Origin of the sequence: Sulfitobacter sp. SBS6, assembly GCF_048285585.1 — a bacterium.
Classification (GTDB): Bacteria; Pseudomonadota; Alphaproteobacteria; order Rhodobacterales; family Rhodobacteraceae; genus Sulfitobacter; species Sulfitobacter pontiacus.
The window spans coordinates 417,132-441,025 of sequence record NZ_JBLWBA010000006.1 but is presented as its reverse complement, the minus strand read 5'-3'; the positions used below and the strand labels follow the sequence as shown (position 1 = coordinate 441,025).

25 protein-coding genes are annotated in these 23,894 nt (G+C 62.4%); 7 read left to right on the top strand and 18 right to left on the bottom strand.

Annotated elements, in window-relative coordinates:
• Positions 1-63: 63 nt before the first annotated feature.
• The 3 genes from ACNQ62_RS11010 to ACNQ62_RS11000 are packed head-to-tail and all read right to left on the bottom strand — an operon-like array spanning position 64 to position 1,882.
• Positions 64-1,107, bottom strand: coding sequence for a quinone-dependent dihydroorotate dehydrogenase (locus ACNQ62_RS11010; protein ID WP_418094883.1), 1,044 nt, complete (start codon positions 1,105-1,107; stop codon positions 64-66).
• Positions 1,104-1,535: a DUF1330 domain-containing protein gene (locus ACNQ62_RS11005; RefSeq protein WP_418095012.1), complete on the bottom strand. Its 432-nt coding sequence runs from the start codon at positions 1,533-1,535 to the stop codon at positions 1,104-1,106. The genes ACNQ62_RS11010 and ACNQ62_RS11005 overlap by 4 nt, the downstream gene beginning before the upstream one ends.
• Positions 1,535-1,882, bottom strand: coding sequence for a DUF952 domain-containing protein (locus ACNQ62_RS11000; protein ID WP_418094882.1), 348 nt, complete (start codon positions 1,880-1,882; stop codon positions 1,535-1,537). The genes ACNQ62_RS11005 and ACNQ62_RS11000 overlap by 1 nt, the downstream gene beginning before the upstream one ends.
• A 168-nt stretch (positions 1,883-2,050) precedes the next feature.
• On the opposite strand from ACNQ62_RS11000, the gene ACNQ62_RS10995 reads away from it, so the two are divergent.
• Complete coding sequence (locus ACNQ62_RS10995) at positions 2,051-3,607, top strand: bifunctional metallophosphatase/5'-nucleotidase (protein ID WP_037944716.1); 1,557 nt, start codon at positions 2,051-2,053, stop codon at positions 3,605-3,607.
• Between the two features lie 98 nt (positions 3,608-3,705).
• On the opposite strand, the gene ACNQ62_RS10990 is transcribed toward ACNQ62_RS10995, so the two are convergent.
• Complete coding sequence (locus tag ACNQ62_RS10990; RefSeq protein ID WP_005849451.1) at positions 3,706-4,062, bottom strand: cupredoxin domain-containing protein; 357 nt, start codon at positions 4,060-4,062, stop codon at positions 3,706-3,708.
• Positions 4,063-4,171: 109 nt separating this feature from the next.
• On the bottom strand, positions 4,172-5,065 hold the full coding sequence (locus tag ACNQ62_RS10985; protein WP_418094881.1) for a LysR substrate-binding domain-containing protein: 894 nt from the start codon (positions 5,063-5,065) through the stop codon (positions 4,172-4,174).
• Positions 5,066-5,163: 98 nt separating this feature from the next.
• Between ACNQ62_RS10985 and ACNQ62_RS10980 the strand changes: the two genes are divergently transcribed.
• Positions 5,164-6,387: an acyl-CoA dehydrogenase gene (locus ACNQ62_RS10980; protein WP_005849449.1), complete on the top strand. Its 1,224-nt coding sequence runs from the start codon at positions 5,164-5,166 to the stop codon at positions 6,385-6,387.
• Between the two features lie 45 nt (positions 6,388-6,432).
• Here the strand turns inward: ACNQ62_RS10980 and ACNQ62_RS10975 are convergent, their stop codons facing one another.
• The 9 genes from ACNQ62_RS10975 to ACNQ62_RS10935 all read right to left on the bottom strand — a co-directional run bounded on the left by ACNQ62_RS10975 (position 6,433) and on the right by ACNQ62_RS10935 (position 15,473).
• A complete protein-coding gene (locus ACNQ62_RS10975) occupies positions 6,433-7,665 on the bottom strand; it encodes a mandelate racemase/muconate lactonizing enzyme family protein (RefSeq protein WP_418094880.1) in 1,233 nt (410 codons plus the stop codon).
• Between the two features lie 63 nt (positions 7,666-7,728).
• A complete protein-coding gene (locus ACNQ62_RS10970) occupies positions 7,729-8,820 on the bottom strand; it encodes a zinc-binding dehydrogenase (RefSeq protein WP_418094879.1) in 1,092 nt (363 codons plus the stop codon).
• Between the two features lie 98 nt (positions 8,821-8,918).
• On the bottom strand, positions 8,919-10,127 hold the full coding sequence (locus tag ACNQ62_RS10965; protein WP_418094878.1) for a TCR/Tet family MFS transporter: 1,209 nt from the start codon (positions 10,125-10,127) through the stop codon (positions 8,919-8,921).
• Positions 10,128-10,152: 25 nt separating this feature from the next.
• Positions 10,153-11,478, bottom strand: coding sequence for a lyase family protein (locus ACNQ62_RS10960; protein WP_418094877.1), 1,326 nt, complete (start codon positions 11,476-11,478; stop codon positions 10,153-10,155).
• A gap of 3 nt (positions 11,479-11,481) precedes the next feature.
• Positions 11,482-12,192: an alpha/beta fold hydrolase gene (locus tag ACNQ62_RS10955; protein WP_418094876.1), complete on the bottom strand. Its 711-nt coding sequence runs from the start codon at positions 12,190-12,192 to the stop codon at positions 11,482-11,484.
• Positions 12,185-12,973, bottom strand: coding sequence for a 3-oxoadipate enol-lactonase (pcaD, locus tag ACNQ62_RS10950; RefSeq protein ID WP_289091129.1), 789 nt, complete (start codon positions 12,971-12,973; stop codon positions 12,185-12,187). Before pcaD ends, ACNQ62_RS10955 begins: the two co-directional genes overlap by 8 nt.
• Positions 12,974-12,994: 21 nt before the next feature.
• Positions 12,995-13,966 carry a threonine ammonia-lyase gene (locus ACNQ62_RS10945; RefSeq protein ID WP_418094875.1) on the bottom strand — a complete coding sequence of 324 codons (972 nt, stop codon included), beginning with the start codon at positions 13,964-13,966 and terminating at the stop codon, positions 12,995-12,997.
• Entirely contained in the window at positions 13,963-14,787 is an 825-nt protein-coding gene (locus ACNQ62_RS10940) for an alpha/beta fold hydrolase (RefSeq protein ID WP_418094874.1), read from the bottom strand. Before ACNQ62_RS10940 ends, ACNQ62_RS10945 begins: the two co-directional genes overlap by 4 nt.
• Positions 14,787-15,473: a haloacid dehalogenase type II gene (locus ACNQ62_RS10935; protein ID WP_418094873.1), complete on the bottom strand. Its 687-nt coding sequence runs from the start codon at positions 15,471-15,473 to the stop codon at positions 14,787-14,789. The genes ACNQ62_RS10940 and ACNQ62_RS10935 overlap by 1 nt, the downstream gene beginning before the upstream one ends.
• 183 nt (positions 15,474-15,656) lie before the next feature.
• Here ACNQ62_RS10935 and ACNQ62_RS10930 point away from each other — a divergent pair, with 183 nt between their 5' ends.
• Together ACNQ62_RS10930 and ACNQ62_RS10925 are read left to right on the top strand one after the other, a co-directional pair.
• Positions 15,657-16,085 carry an FKBP-type peptidyl-prolyl cis-trans isomerase gene (locus tag ACNQ62_RS10930; protein ID WP_005849439.1) on the top strand — a complete coding sequence of 143 codons (429 nt, stop codon included), beginning with the start codon at positions 15,657-15,659 and terminating at the stop codon, positions 16,083-16,085.
• Between the two features lie 96 nt (positions 16,086-16,181).
• Entirely contained in the window at positions 16,182-17,294 is a 1,113-nt protein-coding gene (locus ACNQ62_RS10925) for a THUMP domain-containing class I SAM-dependent RNA methyltransferase (RefSeq protein ID WP_418094872.1), read from the top strand.
• A gap of 116 nt (positions 17,295-17,410) precedes the next feature.
• Here the strand turns inward: ACNQ62_RS10925 and ACNQ62_RS10920 are convergent, their stop codons facing one another.
• From ACNQ62_RS10920 to fabA, 3 genes are all read right to left on the bottom strand, one after another.
• A complete protein-coding gene (locus ACNQ62_RS10920) occupies positions 17,411-18,202 on the bottom strand; it encodes an enoyl-ACP reductase FabI (protein WP_418094871.1) in 792 nt (263 codons plus the stop codon).
• Positions 18,203-18,211: 9 nt separating this feature from the next.
• The gene (gene fabB / locus ACNQ62_RS10915; RefSeq protein WP_005849436.1) at positions 18,212-19,441 is read right to left on the bottom strand and encodes a beta-ketoacyl-ACP synthase I; all 1,230 of its coding nucleotides are present in this window, start codon (positions 19,439-19,441) and stop codon (positions 18,212-18,214) included.
• Positions 19,442-19,618: 177 nt separating this feature from the next.
• Positions 19,619-20,128, bottom strand: a complete 510-nt coding sequence (gene fabA / locus ACNQ62_RS10910; RefSeq protein ID WP_005849435.1) for a bifunctional 3-hydroxydecanoyl-ACP dehydratase/trans-2-decenoyl-ACP isomerase — start codon at positions 20,126-20,128, stop codon at positions 19,619-19,621.
• Positions 20,129-20,321: 193 nt separating this feature from the next.
• On the opposite strand from fabA, the gene irrA reads away from it, so the two are divergent.
• A complete protein-coding gene (gene irrA, locus ACNQ62_RS10905; protein ID WP_005849434.1) occupies positions 20,322-20,741 on the top strand; it encodes an iron response transcriptional regulator IrrA in 420 nt (139 codons plus the stop codon).
• Positions 20,742-20,783: 42 nt separating this feature from the next.
• Here irrA and ACNQ62_RS10900 read toward each other — a convergent pair whose 3' ends face one another.
• On the bottom strand, positions 20,784-21,659 hold the full coding sequence (locus tag ACNQ62_RS10900) for a glycosyltransferase family 2 protein (RefSeq protein WP_180827982.1): 876 nt from the start codon (positions 21,657-21,659) through the stop codon (positions 20,784-20,786).
• 114 nt (positions 21,660-21,773) lie between these two features.
• On the opposite strand from ACNQ62_RS10900, the gene miaB reads away from it, so the two are divergent.
• Both miaB and ACNQ62_RS10890 read left to right on the top strand, forming a co-directional pair.
• Positions 21,774-23,093, top strand: a complete 1,320-nt coding sequence (gene miaB / locus ACNQ62_RS10895; RefSeq protein WP_005849432.1) for a tRNA (N6-isopentenyl adenosine(37)-C2)-methylthiotransferase MiaB — start codon at positions 21,774-21,776, stop codon at positions 23,091-23,093.
• A 220-nt stretch (positions 23,094-23,313) separates the two neighbouring features.
• The gene (locus tag ACNQ62_RS10890) at positions 23,314-23,889 is read left to right on the top strand and encodes an OmpA family protein (protein WP_005849431.1); all 576 of its coding nucleotides are present in this window, start codon (positions 23,314-23,316) and stop codon (positions 23,887-23,889) included.
• Positions 23,890-23,894: the final 5 nt, after the last annotated feature.

Here is a 23,894-nt window from a genome sequence, read left to right as displayed (position 1 = left end):
CGCCCGCGCAGGGTCGGGGCGAAGTCGCGCGGATAGCGCCCCGATCTCCGCCTGTGCGTCCTGTCAAAGCCAAGCGCTGCGGTTGCTGCCCACGGCATCGGCCACGGTATCGAAGCCGTCCTGCTTCAGCAGTTTGTCGAGCCCCTTGGCGATATCCGCCGCCAGTGACAGCCCGCTATAGACGAGCGCCGTATAAAGCTGAACCGCCGAAGCGCCTGCGCAGATTTTGGCATAGGCATCCTCGGCCGAGCTGATGCCCCCGACGCCCACCAGCGGAATATCGGTAAGCGTCGACAGTCGCGCCAGCACGCGTGTGGATTTTTCGAACAGGGGCGCGCCCGACAGCCCGCCCATCTGGTCACGCTGCGCGTTCTTCAGGCCGGTGCGGTCCAGCGTTGTATTCGTGGCAATGATCGCGGCAACATCTGCGTCATTGGCGACCTCGGCCACATCGGCGATCTCCGCCTCGGTGAGGTCGGGGGCGATTTTCAGGAACACGGGCGTATCGCCGCGCACCTCCATCACGCCGGCCAGAAGTGCTGCGAGGGCGGCCTTGCCCTGCAGGTCACGCAGCTTTTCGGTATTGGGCGAGGATACATTGACCGTGGCAAAATCCACGTGATCGCGGGCAAGCTCCATCACGCGGGCGAAATCGGCGGCGCGGTCGGTGCTGGTCTTGTTGGCCCCAAGGTTGAGCCCCACGGGCACGCCCGCGCCGCGGCGCGCCAGTCGCGTGCAGATCGCCTGCATGCCTTCGTTGTTAAAGCCAAAGCGGTTGATCGCCGCGCGGTCCTCGGTCAGGCGGAACAGTCGGGGTTTGTCGTTGCCGGGTTGGGGCAGGGGCGTGGCGGCCCCGACCTCGATAAAGCCGAAACCCGCGTTGGACAGCGGCGCGACGGCGGTGGCGTTCTTGTCAAACCCCGCGGCAAGGCCGACAGGGTTGGGCAAGCTCATCCCGGCAAGCGAGGTTTTCAGCCGTTTCGATGTGACCGGACCGGGTGTCGGGGCCAAGCCAAGCCGCAGCGCAGTGATCGCCAGACCATGGGCCGTTTCGGGGTCAACCTGATGCAGGGCGCGCAGCCCCAGCTGCTCGGCCATGCGCTTCATGCAAATTCATCCGTCAGGGGCAGCGGTGCGCTGCGGATCAGGCGCGATGTCACAACCGCGGCCTGACGGTGAACCACCGCCTGTTTGTACCGCGGGTCCGAGATCATCTGCAAAAAGGCATGGGCGTTGGGGTATTGTGCGATGAACATCACATCCCAATCCTCGTCCGAGGGGCCGATCAGCGTCACCTCGAACTGGCCGCGCCACAGGATCGATCCGCCGACATCCGCCAGCACCGGCCCACTTTCCGCGCCGTAATTTTTATAGGCCTCGGCCCCTGTCAGCGCCTTGGCGGCCAGCGCGTGATCGTCGGGGTAGGCTGCCTTGTCGCGCAGTTTGACAAGGTTCACCATATTCAGCGGCGTGTCGCGGTCCAGCCCCTTGAAGGCGTCGAACTGTGCGCGATCCGGGTCGATATATCCTGTCATCATTCAGCTTCCTTAAAGCCAGCGGGAAATTCATGCGCCCCGTTCAGCAAGGGCAGGGGCTGGGCCCAAACCACATCCTCTAGCATGAGCATGCGGTACAGATGCGGGAACTCGGCACCGCCGCGCGACACCTCCCATTTCAGCGCATCGCCAAGGCGGTCGGTCTCTACGGCCAGAAGAAACAGGTCTGCCTCACCGGCAAAGTGTTTCGCAGCGGTTTCAGCCGCTTGTTCAGAGGTCGAGAAATGCACATAGCCATCGGCGACATCAACCGGCGCGCCCGTGGTAGAGCCGTCGCGGCGCAGGGCGTGCCATTCATCGGAGCGGAAAATTTTGTAAATCAACATAGCCGCTGTGATGCCTTGGTCGGTGCAAACGGTCAAGGGCTGTGCGCTTTGCCGCAGCGCAGGGCGGTGACCTTGGGGAAGGGCGGGTTTGCGCTCAGATGGTCTTTGACAAGGGGGCAAACTGGGGGTCACCATAGGTGCATAATTCAACCCAAAGGGGGACCCATCATGAAACGATTCCTGACAGCCACGGCAGCGCTTGCGCTGACCTCGGGCATGGCAGCGGCGGATTATAGTCTGACCATCCTGCACACCAATGATTTCCACGCGCGGTTTGAACCGATCAGCAAATACGATGGCCCTTGTTCCGCCGAGGACAATACCGCCGGTGAATGTTTTGGCGGGACGGCACGGCTGGTCAACGCGATCAAGGACGCCAAGGCGCGCACCAACAACTATGTGCTGGTCGACGGCGGGGACCAGTTTCAGGGCTCGCTGTTCTACACCCACTACAAGGGCAAGATGGCAGCCGAGATGATGAACATGCTGGGCTATGACGGCATGACTGTGGGCAACCACGAATTCGACGATGGCCCCGAAGTGCTTGCCGGTTTCATGGAGGCGATCGACTTTCCCATCCTGATGTCGAATGCCGATGTCTCTGCCGAACCGCTGCTGGCGGACAAGCTGGCGAAATCTGCCGTGATCGAGCGTGGCGGTGAAAAGATCGGCCTGATCGGACTGACCACCGAAGACACCCACGAACTGTCGAGCCCCGGAGACAACGTCGTCTTTACCGATTCCGTGGCTGCCGTGCAGGGCGAGGTCGATCTGCTGACCGCGCAGGGTATCAACAAGATCATCGTGCTCAGCCACTCGGGCTATGGGGTTGACCAGATGGTCGCCGAGAATACCACAGGTGTTGATGTGATCGTCGGCGGGCACACCAATACGCTGCTGTCCAATACCGATGAAAAAGCCGAAGGGGCCTATCCGACGATGGTCAAGGATACGGCGATTGTGCAGGCCTATGCCTACGGTAAATATCTGGGCGAGCTGAACGTGACCTTCGATGACGAGGGTAAGATCAAGGAAGCCTCGGGCGATCCGATCCTGATCGACGCAGGCGTCGCAGAGGACGAGACCACCGTCGCCCGTATCGGCGAGCTGGCCCAACCGTTGGAAGAACTGCGCAGCAAGGTCGTCGCCGAAACGACCGAGCCGATCGAGGGCGACCGGTCGGTCTGCCGCGTGCAGGAATGTCAGATGGGCAATCTCGTCGCCGATGCGATGCTGGCCCGTGTGGCGGATCAGGGGATCGAGGTCGCGATCCAGAACAGCGGCGGCTTGCGCTCTTCCATCGACGCCGGAGAGGTGACCATGGGCGAAGTGCTGGCGGTGCTGCCGTTCCAGAACACCCTGTCGACCTTTCAGGTCACCGGTGCGGCACTGGTAGAGGCGCTGGAAAATGGCGTGAGCCAGATCGAAGAGGTCGCAGGTCGTTTCCCGCAAGTGGCGGGCATGACCTTTACCGTGGACACCAGCGCCGAGCCGGGCAGCCGCATCAGCGATGTCACCGTATCCGGCATGCCGCTTGATCCCGAAAAGACCTATGGGGTCGTGTCCAACAACTATGTGCGCAATGGCGGCGACGGCTATGCGCCGTTTACCTCTGCGCAGAACGCCTATGATTACGGTCCCGATCTGGCGGATGTGACGGCTGAATTCATCGCCGCCAACGGGGCCTATACGCCCTATACCGATGGCCGCATCACGGTGAAGTAAGCCACATCGCCATATCAACGCGAAACGGCGCGCCGCTGGAAACAGGGGCGCGCCGTTTTTATTTCAAGCACCTGCGACAAGCGCAGGGATGGACCCGATCACTCGCTCAGCGGTGCGGGGTCAAAGCTGATCTCGCCGGAGTAGCTTTTGGGGTTTTCCCCAAGCGACGTGCCGATAAAGGTCACTTGGCTGTTTGCCTCTACCGTTTGGCTAAAGCTGCTGCCGGTTTCCAGCGTGCCGGATGACCACGACCCGTCACCCGCGCTGACGTTGCGCGCGGCGCTGGCGTTGTTGACAAAACGCAGCTCGTCCCCGGCGTCGACATAGATCACGGCAGGAAAGAAGGCGTCGTCAAAGATCACGACGTCATGGGTTTGCGCGGTCGCTGCGGTGGCAGCCGCAAGTGTGACCGCTGTCGCGCCAGCAGAAATGAGTTTGGTAAGTGAAATTGGCATATCGATGCTCCCTTTCAAAAGGGGCCCCCCCCCTAAAACTGATGAAGGGTGTGCTAATGCAGGATTGCGGCGGAAATAGGGCGGATATGCCTCAGAACCTTGGCCTATGCTAAAGAACCTGACCCGTTTGCCCGTCGAGCCACGTCTTGAACGACTGCAAGGCCGCGGTTTCGGCACGGTCCTCGGGCCAGACGAGGTAGTAATTCCCGATGCTCTGTGTCGTCTGCGTTGATGCCAGCACAAGCTGCCCGTCGCGCAGATAGGGCTCGGCGGAAAAGGTAGGAAGCAGCGCCACGCCCAACCCGTGCACCGCCGCCTGCGCCATGGTTGAGAACTGGTCGAACATCATGCCGGCAGGGGGTTCTTGCGTGACACCAAGGGCGCTCAGCCACCGCGACCAGCCGCGCGGGCGGGTATCCAGATGCAGCAGCGCATAGCGCAGGATCTGGCTGGGATCCTCCAGCGGTTCGGTTAGCAGCTCGGGCGCGCAGACGGGGACCACCGTCTCGGGCATCAGCGGCAAATAGCGCACGCCGGGCCAGTCTTCCTTGCCAAAATGTATTGCAGCGTCATAGGGGCTGTTCTGGAAGGAAAACGGATGTAGCCGCGTGCTGAGGTTCACCGTCACCTCCGGGTGGGACTGGGCAAAGTCGCGCAGCCGCGGGGCCAGCCAATGCATGCCGAACCCCGGCAGAATAGCAAGGTTCAGCGCCCCCGCAATCGGGTTGGTGCGCGCGGTGATGGAGGCCTGAGCCAGCCTGTTCAACACGTCACGCACCTGAATTACATAGCTTTTTCCCGCCTCTGTCAGTACCAGCTGACGCCCCTGGCGATCCAGCAGCGCCACATTCAACTGCGCCTCGAGCGTCTTGAGCTGCCGGCTGATCGCGCTTTGCGTCAGGGACAGTTCCTGCGCCGCCAATGTGGCGCTGCCCAAGCGTGCCACTGCCTCGAATGCGAGCAGGGCGTTGACCGACGGAAGGAAGCGACGCGGGGCAATCATATGACTTTGACTCATAGGTTCAGGAGTAACCAGCGATAGTCATTGCCGCCGAGCTTTGCAATACTGCGCCCAAATCCGAACCCCGAGGAGGACATACCATGAGCACCGAATTGCCCGTATTGAAAGCCAAAGACGCCCCCGACATGGGTAGCTTTGATTGGGCGGATGCGTTCCGCCTGAACGAACAGCTGACCGAAGACGAACGCATGATCCAGGAGAGCGCGCGCGCCTATGCGCAGGAAAAGCTGCAGCCCCGCGTGATCGACGCTTTCGCCAATGAAACCACCGACCCCGCGATCTTCCGCGAGATGGGCGACATGGGCCTTCTGGGTGTCACCGTGCCCGAACAATACGGCGGCTTGGGCGGCAATTATGTCTCCTACGGTCTGGTCGCGCGCGAAGTGGAACGTGTGGACAGCGGCTATCGGTCGATGATGTCCGTGCAATCCAGCCTCGTCATGTATCCGATCTACGCCTATGGCTCGGAAGAGCAGCGCATGAAGTATCTGCCCAAACTGTCCAGCGGCGAATTCATCGGCTGCTTTGGCCTGACAGAACCTGATGCGGGCTCTGATCCTGCGGGCATGAAAACCCGTGCGGTGAAAACCGCCAACGGCTACAAGCTGACCGGCTCTAAAATGTGGATCTCGAACGCGCCGATCGCGGATGTCTTCGTGGTCTGGGCCAAGTCTGAAGAGCACGGCGGCAAGATCCGCGGCTTCATCCTTGAAAAAGGCATGAAGGGTCTGTCCGCGCCCAAGATCGGCAACAAACTGTCGCTGCGTGCCTCGATCACAGGCGAGATCGTGATGGACAACGTCGAAGTCGGCGAAGATGCCCTGCTGCCCCATGTCGAAGGTCTGAAAGGCCCGTTCGGCTGTCTTAACCGCGCCCGCTATGGCATCAGCTGGGGCGCACTGGGGGCCGCTGAATTCTGCTGGCACGCCTCGCGTCAATACGGGCTGGACCGCAAACAGTTCAACAAACCGCTGGCGCAGACACAGCTGTTCCAGAAAAAGCTGGCCGACATGCAGACCGAAATCGCGCTTGGCCTGCAAGCCTCGTTGCAAGTGGGCCGTCTGATGGACAATGCCAACGCCGCGCCGGAAATGATCTCTATCGTCAAGCGCAACAACTGCGGCAAGGCGCTGGACATCGCCCGCATGTCCCGCGACATGCACGGCGGCAACGGCATCAGCGGCGAATTCCAGGTGATCCGCCACATGATGAACCTTGAGACGGTGAACACCTATGAAGGCACGCACGACGTGCACGCGCTGATCCTGGGCCGCGCCCAGACCGGCCTGCAGGCGTTCTTCTAAATCTCTGGCAGAGGGGGCTTCGGCCCCCTCATACCACCGGACCCGTCAGGATTTGACCGACGGTGCCCCCCCTTCAAACGCATTCCCGTTGACGTAATCACAAGGCGCTTCCTGCATTTCCAGGTGCAGCCCGTTACCGGTGTACGGGTGCGCGCGGGCCAATGCCTCGTCCACCTCTAGCCCCAAACCGGCTGCGGTGGGGGCTGTGATAAACCCGTCCTCCACCTTGATCGTGCTCTTGATCAACTGGTCGTGGAAGGGCGTCTCGATACATTCGCACATCAGGATATTGGGGATCGACGTGGCCAGATGGATGTTGGCCGCCCATTCCACCGGGCCCGCATAAAGATGCGGCGCAATTTGCGCGTTATAGACCTCTGCCATGGCGGCGATCTTCTTGGCCTCCCAGATACCACCGACACGCCCCAAGGCAGGCTGCAGGATCGCCGCCGCCCCGGACCGCAGCACCGGCGCGAACTCGGCCTTGGTGGTCAGCCGCTCTCCGGTCGCGACAGGGATCGGCACGGCACGCGCCACGGCGGCCATCTGCTCCACCGCATCTGGCGGGATCGGCTCTTCGTACCAGAGCGGGCTATAGGGCGCGATGGCCTGTCCCAGCCGGATTGCGCCTGCGGTGGTGAATTGCCCGTGGGTGCCGAACAGCAGATCGGCCTTGTCGCCAACGGCCGCGCGGATCGCTTTGCAAAAGGCGACAGATTGCGAGATGTCGGTCATCGCCGGCATATGCCCGCCGCGCATGGTATAGGGCCCCGCCGGATCGAACTTGATCGCGGTATAGCCCCGCGCCACACAGTCCAGCGCCGATTCCGCCGCCATCTCGGGCGAGGTCCAGAAGGCGGTCATATCGTGATGCGGCAGCGGATAAAGATAGGTATAGCCCCGCACGCGTTCGTTCATCCTGCCGCCGATCAAGGCATAGACCGGACGATCCCGATCCTTGCCCAGAATATCCCAGCAGGCGATTTCCAGACCCGAAAATGCGCCCATGACGGTCAGGTCGGGTCGCTGCGTAAAGCCTGATGAATAGGCGCGGCGGTACATCAGTTCGATATTTTCGGGATTCTCGCCCTGCATGTGACGTGCAAAAAGATCCTCGATCACCGCGCGCATGGCCTGCGGCCCAACCGACGCCGCATAGCATTCGCCCCAGCCCACAATGCCGGTATCCGTGGTCAGCTTGACCAATATCCAATAGCGCCCGCCCCAACCGGGGGCAGGGGGCGCTGTGACGATAATCTCAAGATCTTGCAATTTCATCGCGTGATCCTCTTTTCCAAATGGTTCAAAATCCCGGGGGTACGGGGGCTGGCCCCCGTGGCGCTAGCGGTCAAACAGGATGACATTGCGCCGCGCGGCACCGGTCTTGGTATCCTCGATCGCGTCGTTAATCTGCTCCAGCGACCACCGCCCCGAGATCAGCTCGTCCAGTTTCAGCCGTCCTTGGGCATATAGATCGACCATCCACGGAATATCGCGCTGGATCACCACGTCGCCCATTTTGGAGCCGACCGTGCCCTGACCCATTGCGGCGAATGTGCCGGGATCATAGGTCGCGCTGTCGCCGATATGAGGCATGCCGACCATGACCACACGCCCCCCCGCGGCAAGGTATTTCGGCGCGTCGTTATAGGCAGGGATCGCCCCAACGGTCACGATCACCGCATCCACGCCCTTGCGGCCAATCGCCTGTTCCAACTGCCCCCAGGGTTTGTCTTCGGTGCCAAGGATACCATCCGTGGCCCCGAACTCCTTGGCGATCTCCAGCTTCTCGGCGCTCATATCCACGGCGACGATGCGGCGGGCCCCGGCGATGCGCGCGCCCTGAATGGCGTTCAGCCCGACGCCACCGGCACCGATGACCACGACGTCCTGACCGGCCCGCAATTGCGCAGCATTGACCACGGCACCGACGCCGGTGATCACCCCGCAGGCGATCAGGCTGGCGGCATCCTTGGGAATATCGGCGCTGATCCTGACGACCTGCGCCTGATCCACAACGACTTTTTCGGCAAAGGCACCCGATGCCATGGCCTGATGCAGCTTGCCGCCGTCCTTGGTTTTCAGCGGGCCGGTGTCGCCGTCATAGGGGGTTTCGCAGATCACAGGACGACCGCTAGCGCAGTTGGGGCAGCTGCCGCAGGCGCGGATCAGCGTGACCACGACGCTATCCCCGACCGAGACGCCGCTTACCCTGTCGCCCACAGCGGTCACCCGTCCCGCGGCCTCGTGACCATAGACCGCGGGCAGCGATCCGCCCCAGCCCCCACTGGCAAAAGAGATGTCCGAATGGCAGATCGCTACGGCATCCAGCGTCACCTCGACCTCGGCCCCCTCCGGGGCGCGGAGTTCTACGTCTTCGATTTTCAGAGGAGCACCAAATTCATGGCAAACGGCGGCTTTGATCAACGGCATAACGGGTCCTTCCGGGCGCGTGAGTTTAGGGAAGGGTGGCAAGCTCTGCCCCCTCCCGCAAGCCTATATGCGCCGCGCTGCGTCAGGCTTACGTTATGTCAGTCCACATGCGCGGGATTTATACGCACGCGCCGGAAGACCACCAAGGCGACCACCGACAGGATCATCGACAGCACAAAAGGCGCGCCCGCAAAATAGACAGGGGTCGAAGCGCTGGTGAAGGCGGCAAAGACGGATGTCATAACCAAGGGGGCGACCACCATCGCCAGCGCCGATGCCGAGGTGAGCAGCCCTTGCAACGCGCCTTGCCGCTCGGGGGTGACGCGGGCTGACATCAGTGCCTGTAGCGCAGGCGGGATCACGCCCGCGAGTGCGGCAAGCGGGGTCAGGATCAGGATCGCGCTGCCCCATGTGACTGTTGCGATCAGCCCGAAAGTGGTGATGGAGCAGGCAAAGCCGATCAGCACGGTGCCGCGTTCGGCAAAGCGGTGCAGCACGGGCCGGATCAGCCCCCCCTGAACCACGGCCATCGCCGCGCCGAACAATGCCAGCGACCCGCCAATCATCGCAGGGGACCAGCCGAATTGCGCCTTGCCGAAATAGCTCCAGACCGACGGGTAGACGGCAAAGGCAAGGTGATAGAGGAAATAGACAAGCAGCAGGCGCGACACCCCGGGCAGATCGCCCAAGGCCCGCAGCGCCCCCAAGGGGTTCGCGCGCCGCCATGACAGGGGCGCAGCGCTGCGGGTATTTACGGTTTCGCGCAGGACGATCCAGCCAAAGATCACATTACCCGCCGCCAGCACCGCCGCCGCCCAGAAGGGGGCACGTGTGCCAAACTCGGCCAAAAAACCGCCTGCTACAGGGCCCAGCACGAACCCGGCCCCGAAACCCGCGCCGATCATGCCGAAGGCGGCGGCGCGTTTCTCGGGTCTGGTGATGTCGGCCATATAGGCGCTGGCTGTGGCCCCCGTGGCTGCCGAGATACCACCGATCACCCGCCCCAAAAGCAGCAGCCAGATCGACCCCGCCAGCGCCATCAGAACATAGTCCAGCGCCATCACACTCAGCGAGGTCAGCAGCACCGGCCTGCGCCCGAAGCGGTCGGACAGGCTGCCCACCAGCGGGCTGAACAGGAATTGCATCACCGCGAATGTCGTCGCCAACACACCGCCCCACAGCGCGGCGCGTGACAGATCGGCGGATTGGACCTGCGCGATCAGGTCCGGCATCACAGGGATGATCAGACCAATGCCCATGGCATCGATCATGACGGTCAGGATGATAAATATGACGGCGGGACGCATGGGCTATCGCGCGCCGGTCGGGTGGTTACAGCGCACGCGCGCGGGCCACGAAGGCGGCTGCATCTGCGGGGGCCTGTCCCATCTGGGTTGACGGGTCAAAGAGGGTCTCGGCCACGTCGGGGTAATCCGCGTGGACCAGATCGGCCAGCGGCACCTGTTTGGCCAGCGCATCCTGACAAAGCTGTTTGGTGATCTTCTGGGCCGCGGGGCGGGGCATCGTCTTAGCCAGGGCAAAACTCAGCGCTTCGGCGTGGATCAGGCCCAGCCCATCCGTTAGCGCGCTGTGCATTTTCACAGGGTGCGGCGTCAGCCCCGCGACAAGGCTTTTCGTGTGGTTCAGCGCGGCGGCAAGGCTCAGTGCCAGCTGAGGCACGGCCATCCATTCCGCGAACCACGCGCCGCCATCACGCTGATGCTGATGCGCCGCGGCGGCCTGTAGCGTGGCGCGCTGGCCGGTGAACTGGTGCCCGAGGGCGACAATCGCCGAGGGCCCCACGGGGTTCTGTTTTTGCGGCATGGTCGACGACGCGCCTGCCGCCCCAAGGGCAAGCTCGGCGGTTTCGGTCATGGTCAGCGCCAGCGTGCTTTGCGCGATATGCGCCAGCGCTGCCATCACGCGGCCCTGCCAATCCGCGATGCGCAGCACGGGGCCGCGGTCCACATGCCAGCTGCGCCCGGGGTCTTGCAGCCCAAGCGCTTGGGCCAGCTGCGCGCGGGTCTCGGCAGCCTTGGGACCAAGGGCAGAGCCCGTCCCCGCCGCCCCCGACAGGGACACGAACAGCGCCCCTTCGCGCAGCGCCTCAAGCTGGTCGAGCGCATCACACAGCGGCATGCCCCATTCCGCCAGCACCGCGCCCCAGCTGGTGGGGGTGGCGTGCTGGCCATAGGTGCGGGCAGGCATCGGCAGGGATTGGTGCTGTTCGGCACCTGCTGCAAGGGCCGCGATGATCTCGCGCAGATCGGTTTCCGCCAGCTTGAGCGCCTGACGCAGGCGCAGCATCAGCGCGGTATCGATGATGTCCTGACTGGTCGCGCCCCAATGGACGTGCTGGGCAAATTCCGGTGCCTGCATCTCGGCGCGGAACTGCGCCAGAAGCCCCGGCACGGACACGCCGTTTTCTCCGGTAGAGGCGGCAATCGCCCCGGGGTCGACCTGAATCTCGAGAGAGGCGCGGTGGATCGCGGCGGCGCTCATCTCGGGGATGATACCAAGGCTGCCCTGCACCTTGGCCAGCGCCCCTTCGACCAGCAGCATCGCGCGGATCGCAGCGCTGTCCGAGAACAGGCGGCCTGCGTCACCGGTGTTGAAAAGCTGTGCGAACAGGGGGCTGTCAAAGACGCTGGCGGCCATGGGTTACCTCGGGATAATGTCGTCAATGATCCGCGCCAGACCGGCGGGATCGGTAAAGAACGGTGAATGCCCGCAGGCCATCTCATGAACATCCGCGCTTGGCCAGTCTTTCGTCATCGTGACCTGATAGGCGGGCGGGATGGTGCGGTCGTCCATACAGCGGATATAGCTGCGTGGCGTGGCGTCCGCACGGGCAGTATCCGCCAGAGGCTTGATCGTCGGGGCCACGGCCTGCGCGCAGAGGCGCGGTGCGGCAAAACCTGCGACATCCGGCGGGCAGTCGTGATAGAACAGCGCCTCTGTCATCGCGGGATCAAGGGTAAAGCTTTTGCCGTCGGGGGCGAGGCGCACAGCGGGCATCAGCGGTTGTGACGGGGCCTGTTTGCGCATCTCGGCCAGCGACAGCCCCGCCGCAGGGACGTAGGCACATAGATAGATCAGCCGCGCCATGGCGCTTGGATTTTTCTGTGCCGCCGCCCCGATGGCGAAACCGCCCATCGAATGACCCACCACCACCGTATCGGGGGTAGAGGCCGCAAGCACCGCATCGGCATAGCTGTCGAGCGTGACCGCGTTGACCGGCGTCCTGTCGTCGCCGTGGCTGGGCAGATCAATCGCACGGGGGCTGTGGCCCAATTCTTGCAACGCAGGGATCAGATCACGCCAGCACCACGCGCCGTGGCACGAGCCATGGACCAAAAGGATGTCAGACATGGCCAACGCTTTGCAAAAATTCGGTCAGCAGCGCTGCATATTCTTGCGGGTGTTCGACGCAGGGCAGGTGGCCGGCCTTGCGGATGATCTTGAACTTGGATCCCGGGATCAGCTCGATGGTCTCGCGTACCAGATCAGGGGGGGTGGACCCGTCTTCGGAGCCCGCGATTCCCAGCACCGGCAGGCGCAGCGCCGCCGTTGGCGTGTAGAAATCGGTTCCCGAAATGGCGGCAGAGCAACCAGCATAGCCTTCGGCCGGTTGGCGTACGACCATATTGCGCCAAAGCTCAAGCTCGGGCGTGGCGCGGAAGGGGGCGGCGAACCAGCGTTCCATGATGGTGTCTGCCATCGGTTCGATCCCGCTGTCTTGCACGGCGCGCACGCGGTCTGCCCACATATCCTTGGTGCCGATCTTGGCGGCGGTATTGGACAGCACCATGGCGCGGATCAGGTCCAGCCGCTTGGTGGCGAGCCCTTGGGCGATCATCCCGCCGATCGACAGCCCGACAAAGACGCAGCCCTTTACGCCCAGATGATCCAGCAGCTTTTCCGTGTCGCCAATCAGCGCCCCCATCGCATAGGGCGCAGGCGGGCAGGACGACAGCCCATGCCCGCGTTTGTCAAAGCGGATGATGCGCAGACCCTCGGGCAGCAGCGGCAGGATCGGATCCCACAGGCGCAGATCAGTCCCCAGTGAGTTGGCAAAGACCACAGGCGCACCATCCTCGGGGCCATCCACACGGTAGTGCAGACGCACGTCGCCAGTATCAAAAATCTTCATGTCAGAACCTCCTGTGGGGCGTCAGTCAAGCGTGGCAAGCGCCCGCGAGAAAATATCACTGTCTACATTCCCGCCCGAGATGGTGACGATCACATCGTCGCCGTCGATCTCGTCTTGCCGGAACAGCGCGGCGGCGAGGGCCACAGCCCCGCCGGGTTCGGCCACAAGTTTGAGACGGTTGAACGCATGGCCAATCGCCTGCAGCGCTTCGTTGTCGCTGACCACAAGGCCGGGGCCGCAAAGCCGCTTGAGGATCGGAAAGGTCAGATCGCCCGGTTGCGGCGTAACGATGGCATCGCAGATCGACCCGCCAAGGGCGGCGTTGCGCGTGATCTCTCCTGCGGCGAGCGACCGCGCGGCATCGTCAAAGCCTTCGGGCTCGGCGGTGCGCGCGCGCAGCCCCGGTGCCTCGGCTTCAAGCGCCAGCGCGATGCCAGAGGTCAGCCCCCCGCCACCACAGCAGGCAATCACATCGGCGCGGGCGATCCCCGCGTCGGCGGCCTGCTGCGCGATCTCGAGCCCCGTTGTCCCCTGACCGGCAATCACCAGCGGATCGTCAAAAGGCTTGATCAATGTCAATTCGCGTTCCTCCGCCATAGCCGCGCCGATGGCGTCGCGGTCCTCCGTCATGCGGTCATATAGTACGACCTCGGCCCCAAGCGCGCGGGTGTTAGCGATCTTCAGACGGGGGGCGTCGGCGGGCATGATGATGACCGCAGGCACCCCGTGCAGCTTGGCCGCATAGGCGACTCCTTGGGCGTGGTTGCCACTGGAAAAGGCGATGACCCCCTTGGCGCGCACGGAGGGCTCCAGTGCTGACACCGCCGACCAGCCGCCGCGAAATTTGAAGCTGCCGGTGTGTTGCAGGCACTCGGGCTTGACCCAAACGCGCCGCCCCGCGATGTCATCCAGAAACGGAGAGTTCAGCAAAGGCGTGCGCCGCACGTGCCCCTCCAGCCGCCGCGCTGCCGCGCGGATCATGTCGATATTCATTGCATCTTCCCGATCCATTCGTTCAAGGCCGCAACCGCCTCTGGTTCGTCCAGAAACGGAATATGCCCACGTCCCGGCACCCGCGCGACCACCATATCGGGGCGGCGGCGTTCCATCTCTTGCAAGGTTTCCTCGCTCAGCAGATTGGACGCCATGCCACGGATGCAGGCAATCGGCAGCCCGTCAAGCGCGTCAAAGAACGGCCACAGGTCGGGGGAGGGGGCAGAGAACGCCTTGGCCACCGCATCGCGCAGGTGCTTGTCATAAGTGATCTGCAAGCCGCTTTCGGTCTGGGTGTAATGCTTTTGCGCCTCTTCCATCCACCGGCTGTCGGGCACGTCGTCAAATTCGGGAAACACACGCGGCATGGCGGCGGCGGCTTCGGCATGGGTCTTGGCAGCAGGGTTGCGGCCGATATAGCCCATGATGAAATCCAGCCCCTGCGGGTCAATATACGGGCCAACGTCGTTAAAGGCCACGCCCAGCAACCTACCCTTGGCTCCCTTGGCCAGCCCCAATGCATTCAGCCCCCCGCGCGAGGTGCCAAGCACGGCGGCCTTGTCGATGCCAAGATGATCCAGCAGCTCCAGCGCATCATGGCATTCAACCGGGGGGGAATAGTGTGACCAGTCAGGGTCGAAGTCAGAGCGCCCGCGCCCGCGATAGTCCATCTTGATCAGCCGCACGCCCTTCAGATGGGGGGTGACATAGTCGAAATCCGCTGTGGTCCGCGTCAATCCTGCAAGACAGAGAATCGGCAGACCCGCCCCTTCGTCGGTGAAATAGAGCGATAGCCCGTCGGATGTGGTGAAATGAGCCATTATACGCCTGCCAGTTCTGGGATGCCGTTGAGGTCCTGCAGCACATGGGCCGGTTGCCACGGCAGCCGGTCCATCGGCTCTCCCGCGCGGTTGACCCAGGCGGTGGTAAAGCCAAAGCCTGTCGCCGCCGCCGCATCCCATCCGTTGGACGAGACAAACAACACCTCGGCGGTCGCGCAGCCAAAGCGCTGACCGACCAGTTCATAGACTTTCGCATGTGGTTTGAAGACGCCGACGCTTTCCACCGACAGCACCGCATCCAGCGTGTCATCCAGACCGGCGGAAGAAACCGCACCGTCCAGCATGGCTGGTGATCCGTTCGACAAGATCGCGGTATTCAACCCAGCTTCCTTCAGCGTTTTCAGCATCTTGGGTACTTCGGGGAAGGCCTGAAGCTCCCAGTAAAGTGCCAGCAGGCGTTCGCGCAGGGCGGGGTCGTTGTCGTGGCCGGTCTTGGCCAAAGCCCAGTCCAGCCCCTCTTGGGTGACCTGCCAGAAATCGTCGTGGGCCCCGGTGACAGCGCGCAGCCAGGAATAGCCAAGCTGCTTTTGCCGCCAATGTTCGGCGACCTGCGGCCAGCTGTCTTTTATCGCTGCAAAATCCGGCTCTGACGCGGCTTGTCGTGCGGCTGCGGCCACATCGAACAAGGTGCCATATGCGTCGAACACGCATGTTGTAATCGCCATGATTTTCCCCCTGAATATTTCTTCCGCAAGACTGTCACGACCCGTCACGACAGAAAAGGCCGAAAAACTGGCCTCATGGGGGTTTACGACAGGACGCAGGCTTGAAACACTGCGCGCCGAACCCGGAGCACCCGCGCAGATACGCGGCCTCCTGTATTTTCCCTTTATGGATCGGAGCTTTCTATGACGCAGGTTAAATCCGGCGATACTGTTGCTATTCACTACACTGGTACCCTGCTTGACGGCAGCACCTTCGACAGCTCGGAAGGGCGCGAGCCTTTGGAGTTCACGGTCGGGTCCGGCCAGATCATCCCCGGCCTCGACAGCGCGATGCCCGGCATGGAAGTCGGCGACAAGAAAGTCGTCAAGATCGGCAGCGCAGAGGCCTACGGCGATGTGAACCCCGAGATGCGTCAGGCCGTGCCACGCGAAGGCATCCCTGCGGATATCCCGCTGGAAATTGGCACGCAGCTGCAGATGCAAACCCCGGACGGGCAGGCGATGCCGGTGATGGTTGTCGAGGTTGACGACGCCACTGTGACCCTTGACGCCAACCACCCGCTGGCGGGCAAAGACCTGCAGTTCGACATCGAACTGGTAAAAATCGCCTGAACCAGGCCCATACAGTCCGGCGCTTTTGATCGCGCCGGACTGTCTTGCTCCAAGAAACCGCTCGAAACCTCGCGCGCCGCGCAGTAAGCAGCGGTTATGGACAGTCAAAACACCTTCGACATTTTTATCGTGGCCACCCCCGGTCTGGAAGACATGCTTCTCGCCGAGGTGACAGAGAAAGGCTTTGCCGATCCTGTGGCCTCGCCCGGCGGGATCACGGTGCTGGGCGGCTGGCCCGAGGTCTGGCGCGCGAATCTGCAACTGCGCGGTGCCTCGCGCGTGCTGGCGCGGATCGGGTCCTTCATGGCGTTCCATCTGGCGCAGCTGGACAAACGCGCGCGCAAGTTCCCCTGGGGCGATGTGCTGCGCGCCGATGTGCCGCTGCGGGTGCAGGTGACCACGAAAGCCTCTAAAATCTATCACGCCGGTGCCGCGACCCAGCGGATTGAAACCGCCTTGCGCGAAAGCCTCGGGGTCACGATCTCGCCCGAGGCGGCTCTCGTGCTCAAGGTCCGGATCGACGACAATGTGGTGACCATCAGCCTCGATACCTCGGGCGATGCGCTGCACAAACGCGGCCACAAGGAAGCCGTGGGCAAAGCGCCGATGCGCGAAAATCTGGCCTATCTGATGCTGCGTCAGGCGGGGTACACGGGCACCGAGACGGTGGTCGATCCCATGTGCGGCTCAGGGACCTTCGTGATCGAGGCGGCCGAGATCGCCATGGGCCTCAACCCCGGCCGCTCGCGCCCTTTCGCTTTCGAAGACCTCGCGAGCTTTGACGCTGCCCAATGGGGTGCCATGCGCGACACCCCCACCACATCCACGCCGCTCCGTTTCTATGGTTCTGACCGTGACGCGGGTGCCGTCCGGATGAGCCGTATGAATGCCGAACGGGCAGGGGTGGCCGATGCCGTAACCTTCGAAAACCACGCCGCGGGGGAGCTGTCCCCGCCCGATGGCCCCCCCGGCCTTGTCATGGTGAACCCGCCCTACGGCGGGCGCATCGGCAACAAGAAACTGCTTTATCCGCTTTATGGCACGCTCGGCCAAACGCTGCTGACCCGCTTTAAAGGCTGGCGCGTCGGCCTTGTCACGTCCGAGCCGCCCTTGGCCAAAGCCACCGGCCTGCCGTGGAAACCCCAAGGCCCTGCTATCGCCCACGGCGGTATGAAGGTCTGGCTCTACCAAACCCCGCCCCTGCGCTAAACGCGACGGTCCTTTTCAGACGCGCCGCGCCATTTCCAAATGGTCTGAAATCCCGGGGGCCGGGGCAGAGCCCCGTAAATAGAACTTTGTGGCAGCGCCCCGGTCCGCCAGTACCTTTAAAGGTTCTCCGCCTGCGGCATCCCCAGCACATGGAACCCGCCATCCACGCGGATAATCTCGCCCGTTGTGCAAGCACCGGCATCTGAGGCCAGATAGACCGCGGTCCCGCCAACCGCTTCCAACGTCGCATTGGCGCGCATGGGGGCGTTTGTGTCGGTGTGTTTATAGGTCTTGCGCGCCCCGCCAATCGCGGCACCGGCAAGCGTTTTCATCGGGCCGGGGCTGATCGCGTTGACGCGGATGCCTTCGGGGCCCAGATCATTCGCCAGATAGCGCGTGGCGCTTTCCAGCGCGGCCTTGGCCACGCCCATAACGTTGTAGTTGGGCGTCACGCGGTTTGATCCCATATAGGTCAGCGTCAACAGGGTGCCGCCATTCTCGACCATCAACGGATGCGCACGGCGGGCGATCTCGATGAAGGAGTAGGCTGAGATATCCATCGAGTTCTTAAAGTTCGCGCGGCTGGTGTTCAGGAAACGGCCAGTCAGCTCGGACTTGTCGGAAAAGGCGATGGCGTGGACGACGAAATCGATCGTGGGCCAACGCGCGCCCAATTGGTCAAACGCGGCATCAAGCGAGGCGTCGTCGGTGACATCGACATCGACCATGAAGTCCGACCCTACACTCTGCGCCAGAGGTTCGAGACGCTTCCCAAAGGCATCGCCCTGATAGGTGAACGCCAGTTCCGCACCGGCTTCCGCCATCGCCTTGGCAATGCCCCAAGCGATGGAGCGTTCGTTCGCTACACCCATGATCAGGCCGCGTTTTCCTTTAAGCATGTCTGACATCTGCTGCCCTTACTCTTGGAATTTGGAAAGGATCATCGATCCGTTGGTGCCGCCGAACCCGAAGGAGTTGGTCATCACCGAATCCAGACCGGCATTGTCCACACGCTCCAGCGCGATTTCGGACGGGTCCAGTTTCGGGTCCAGATCAACGACGTTGATGGATTTGGCGATAAAGTCATTCTTGAGCATCAGCAGGCAGAAGATCGCCTCGAGCGCGCCGGCAGCGCCTTGGGCGTGGCCGGTCATCGACTTGGTCGAGCTGACGGGAGGCGTGCTGCCTTGGCCGAAGACACGACGGACCGCTTCGATCTCGCCCACGTCGCCGACAGGTGTGGAGGTACCATGCGCGTTGATATAGCCGACCTTGCGGCCCTCGGGCAGGGTTTCCAGCGCCAAGCGCATGGCGCGTTCGCCGCCCTCGCCGGACGGGGCCACCATGTCGTGACCATCGGATGTCGCCGCATAGCCAGTGACTTCGGCATAGATCGTGGCACCGCGCGCCTTGGCGTGCTCAAGCTCTTCGAGCACCAGCATGCCGCCGCCGCCCGAGATGACGAACCCGTCGCGGTTGGCGTCAAAGGCGCGGCTCGCGGTTTCGGGGGCGTCGTTATATTTACTGCTCATCGCGCCCATGGCGTCGAACAGGCAGGACAGCGTCCAGTCAAGCTCTTCGCCGCCGCCCGCGAACATCACGTCCTGCTTGCCCAGCATGATCTGTTCCGCCGCGTTGCCAATGCAATGCAGCGAGGTAGAGCAGGCCGAGGTGATGGAGTAGTTGATGCCCTTGATCTTGAAGGCGGTGGACAGGTTCGCGCTGACCGTGGACGACATGCATTTCGGCACGGCAAACGGCCCGATACGCTTGGTCGCGCCGGTGTCGCGCACCACGTTATGCGCGGTGAACAGCGCCGATGTCGATGGCCCGCCGGAGCCCGCCACAAGGCCGGTGCGCGGGTTGCTGATCTGGTCTTCGCTCAGGCCCGCATCCGCGATGGCCTGCTGCATGGCGATATAGGCATAAGCCGCACCGCCGCCCATGAAACGCAGCGCGCGTTTATCGATGTGGTCGGCCACATCAATCTTGAGCGTCCCTGCAACGCGGCTGCGAAAGCCGTGCTCTGTCATTTCGGGGCTGGCGACGATGCCGCTTGTCCCGTCTTTCAGCGATGCCAGAACTTCTTCTGCATTGTTTCCGATGGACGAGACAATTCCCAATCCTGTGACGACGACGCGGCGCATGGGCTGCACTCCCTTGATCTGTGTGGGGCGGGTGCCCTCTTGATGCTGCGCGGCCCGCACGCTTGTCGCGGGGCCGCACGTTCGTTTCCCGTTTGCCGCCTATGGGGCGACAAATCAAGTCATCAGTCTGTCTGGAAGACCAGCAAGGTGATCCGAGCGATGATCTGACGGGTGGGCTTAGCTCTCGCTCAGCGCGACCTTCATGTCCTTGACCTGATAGATCACTTCGCCGTCGGCTTCGACGATGCCATCGGCAACGCCCATGGTCAGGCGGCGGGTCTGGATCGCTTTGGTAAAGTCGATCTTGTAGGTCAGCATCTTGCGGTCAGGGCGTACCATGCCGGTCAGCTTCACTTCGCCCACGCCAAGCGCATAGCCGCGCCCCTGCCAGCCGCGCCAGCCCAGGTTAAAGCCGGTCAGCTGCCACAGACCATCCAGGCCAAGGCAGCCGGGCATGATCGGGTTGCCGGGGAAGTGGCAGTCAAAGAACCACAGGTCGGGCGTGATGTCGAATTCCGCCGTGATGTGGCCTTTGCCATGGGCACCGCCGTCAGCCGAGACGTCTGTGATCCGGTCCATCATCAGCATCGGCGGGGCGGGCAGCTGCGCGTTGCCTTCGCCGAAAAGCTCGCCACGGGCGCATTTGAGCAGGGCTTCTTTGTCAAAGCTGGTGGGGTAGTCGGCCATATTATCGCGGCTCCTGAGGGCTGAATTTCAAATCCCGGCAGGTTTAGCATTGCGCGCCGCAGGCCCGCAAGGGCGCAGGCACACCGCATTTACGCGACGGCGAAAGGCGGCGCTGGCAAGAGTTTCCGGATTTCCGTTTGAAAACCGCCCCCATTGCCCCTTATATATAGCACATGAGAGGTACTTATAGCCAATGACCCAAACAACACAGCAGATCAGTTCTGAGTGGCTTGCCAAGGCGGGCCTGCGCCCCACGCGGCAGCGCATGACGCTGGCGCATCTGTTGGTGGGCGACGGTCAGCACCGCCATGTCACCGCCGAAAGCCTGTTTGACGCGGCCAAGGGGCAGGGCGATGCCGTGTCGCTGGCGACGGTCTACAACACCCTGCGCGCCTTTTGCGACGCGGGGCTGATGCAGGAAGTCACGGTTGACGGGTCCAAAAGCTATTTCGATACCAACACGCATGATCACCCCCACTTTTTCTGGGAGGACGAGGCACGCCTGTCCGATGCGCCCTCTGACCAATTGGTGATCGCGCAGTTGCCCGACGCACCAGAAGGGGCCGAGATCGCCTCGGTCGATGTGGTGATCCGTCTGCGCCGCAAGGGCTAGGGCCGTTCGGTCTAGGGCTCGGTTTTTACCGGTCCCCTGCGTTCAGAACCACTGCCCCGGTTCCATCAATCCCAGATCCAGCAATTGGCGAGAATGCCATTCAAACGGCGCGGAGTTGTGCCATTTAAAGCTGGCGATACGATCCCTGCTGCCCGGGTTGGACTTGAGCGCCTTGGCCGTGCGGAAAGAACAGATCGACGCCGTGATATTGTGGTGCCACGGGCAGGCGTAGGTGTTGTATTCTTCATCCGTGAAGGTGTGATCGTCCCGCATCCGCAAGCCAGGCTTGGCGCGGAACAGCGAGATACGGTCGATCTTGCGCCGCGCGGCGGGCACATGTTCCTCGAACCGCCAACGCAATCCGCCAAAGAAATCAAGCTGCCGTTCCTTGGGGTGGTTGTCCGGCGTGCCGTCAGGCCGCGCCAGCGCGTAATAGCCGGACCGGTCCAGAAAGGCGTTGTCCAGCGATACCGCGTTCGGGGCGGCACCTAGATCATCTGCATAAAGATCAACGACATAGGTGAGCATTGCGTCGCGGCGCTCTTCCGTGTGAAAGGCCAGCAACTCCCCCACGGTGCGCGTCTCGCAGAAAGGGTAGAACAGATATTCGGCGTTGTAGCAGGTATAAAGCCATTGCCCCGGTGCGGCCTCGATCACGGCGTTTACGGCATTTTCCAGCGCGTCCTCGCGGTCCATGTCGTAGTCCACGCGCAGCACGCCTTTGCTTTCGGCGACATCACGGGCCAGCGCGAAGCTGGCGGGCATAAAGGCGACAACGGTGGCAAAGCCAAGCTGCTGGTGATGGCGCAGCGTCGTCTCGATCTCTATCGCGTCCTCGACCATGATGAGGGCAATGGGCCCCTTGCTCAGCACCGCTTTGCTGTCACTGATAAAATGGTCAAGACTGCGGTACTGCATGACACCCCGGCTCTATTTGTACTGTGCCCTAAATCTGTCAAATCGGGACGCATTGCAAGAGAACGCTGGCGCTGTTAGACCGCGCTTTTGCACCTTTGATCAACGGACCCTGCCATGACCGCGCCAAAAAAGCTGTTCATCAAGACCTACGGCTGCCAGATGAATGTCTACGATAGTGAACGTATGGCCGAGTCTCTGGGCGATAACTACGTCGAGACAAAGACCGCAGCTGACGCTGATATGATCCTGCTGAACACCTGTCACATCCGTGAAAAGGCAGCAGAAAAAGTCTATTCCGAACTGGGCCGCCTGAAGCCTCTTAAGGAACTGAACCCCGATCTGAAGATTGGCGTCGCAGGCTGCGTGGCGCAGGCCGAAGGGGCAGAGATCATGCGCCGTCAGCCGGCCGTTGATCTGGTTGTGGGGCCGCAATCCTATCACCGCCTTCCCGCGATGGAGGCGCGCGTGCGCTCTGGCAAAACCGCGCTTGATACGGATTTCCCCGAAGAGGATAAATTCGAAAAGCTGAAAGGTCGCGGCAAAGCGACGCGTGCGCCTTCTGCGTTTCTGACCGTGCAGGAAGGCTGCGACAAATTCTGCGCCTTCTGCGTGGTGCCCTATACCCGCGGGGCCGAAGTCTCGCGCCCCGCGACCCGCGTGCTGACCGAAGCGCGCGAACTGGTAGAACGCGGCGTGCGCGAAGTCACCCTGCTGGGTCAGAACGTCAATGCCTATCACGGCGTGGGGGAAGAGGGGGCGGATTACACGCTTGCCCGCCTGATCAAGGAGTTGGCCAAGATCGACGGGCTGGAGCGTATCCGCTACACCACCAGCCACCCCAACGATATGGACGACGCGCTGATCGCCGCCCATGGCGAGATCGACAAGCTGATGCCCTATCTGCACCTGCCCGTGCAATCCGGCTCGGACCGTATCCTCAAGCGGATGAACCGCAGCCACACCGCCGAAAGCTATCTGCGGCTGATCGAACGCATCCGCGCCGCGCGCCCCGATATCGTGATGTCGGGCGATTTCATCGTCGGCTTCCCCGAAGAAACCGACGCGGATTTCGAAGCCACGATGGAGCTCGTCCGCGAGGTGAAATACGGCTACGCCTATTCGTTCAAATACTCGACCCGTCCCGGCACTCCCGCCGCCGAACGCCCGCAGGTAGAACCCGCCATAGCCGACGAACGCCTCCAGCGCTTGCAAGGGCTGATCACCGGTCAACAGCGCGAGATCCAGAACAGCATGGTGGGGCGCGATGTTTCTGTTCTTGTCGAAAAAGCGGGCCGCGAGGCGGGGCAGATGGTGGGGAAATCCGAATACCTCCACTCTGTGCATATCGACGAGGCGCAGGCCGAAATTGGCGACGTTGTCCGCGTCAGAATCGTTGATGCCAAAACCAATTCGCTGACGGCACGTCAGATTTAGGTGTCACCGCTCGCGATTTGCCCGCAATGATTGTAGACCAAAACGACTGCAATGGCCGGAAAATGGCGTAAGTGTGGCAGTAATATAGTAAATATGGCCGCATTCGCGCTTCACAGAAGCGCGTTTACCTCTTAATCTCACAACATATAGCGGACGACCGTGGTGCCTGGGGTATCTGTGGGTCTTCCGACTGGGGGACAGTAAGAAAAGGACGAGGGCTGTGTTTAATACAATTTCCAAGGGGCTACGGCTGTTTGCGGGCACGATGATTGCCGCAACATTCGTGCTTCAGGCATCTGCTGCCGATGCACAAACAAGATCTCAACAGGGCCGCGACAAGGGCCAGTATATTCCAACGATCTGGGTCGACCCCGATGGGTGTGAACATTGGGTCATGGATGACGGTGCCGAAGGCTATATGACACCGCATGTCACCCGTCAGGGTATTCCGGTCTGCCGCCGGGGTAACGTCTGCGGCGTGATGAATACGGACCAGTTTTTCAACACCGACAGCTACCGTGTGCACCCGCAGGGCCGCGCCCGTCTGGCTGAATTCTTCAAGACTACGGGTGCCGTGTCCTATATCATCAGCGGGCACACAGACAGCCGCGCGTCGGATGCCTATAACATGAAGCTGTCGCTGAACCGTGCCAATGCGGTTGCCAGCATCGCCCAGCAATCGGGGGCCCGCATTGCGGATGTCCGCGGCTATGGCGAACGGATGCCAGCGGCGTCCAATGGCACAGCGGGCGGTATGGCCAAGAACCGCCGCGTCGAAATCATCTGCATTCGCTAAGGGGA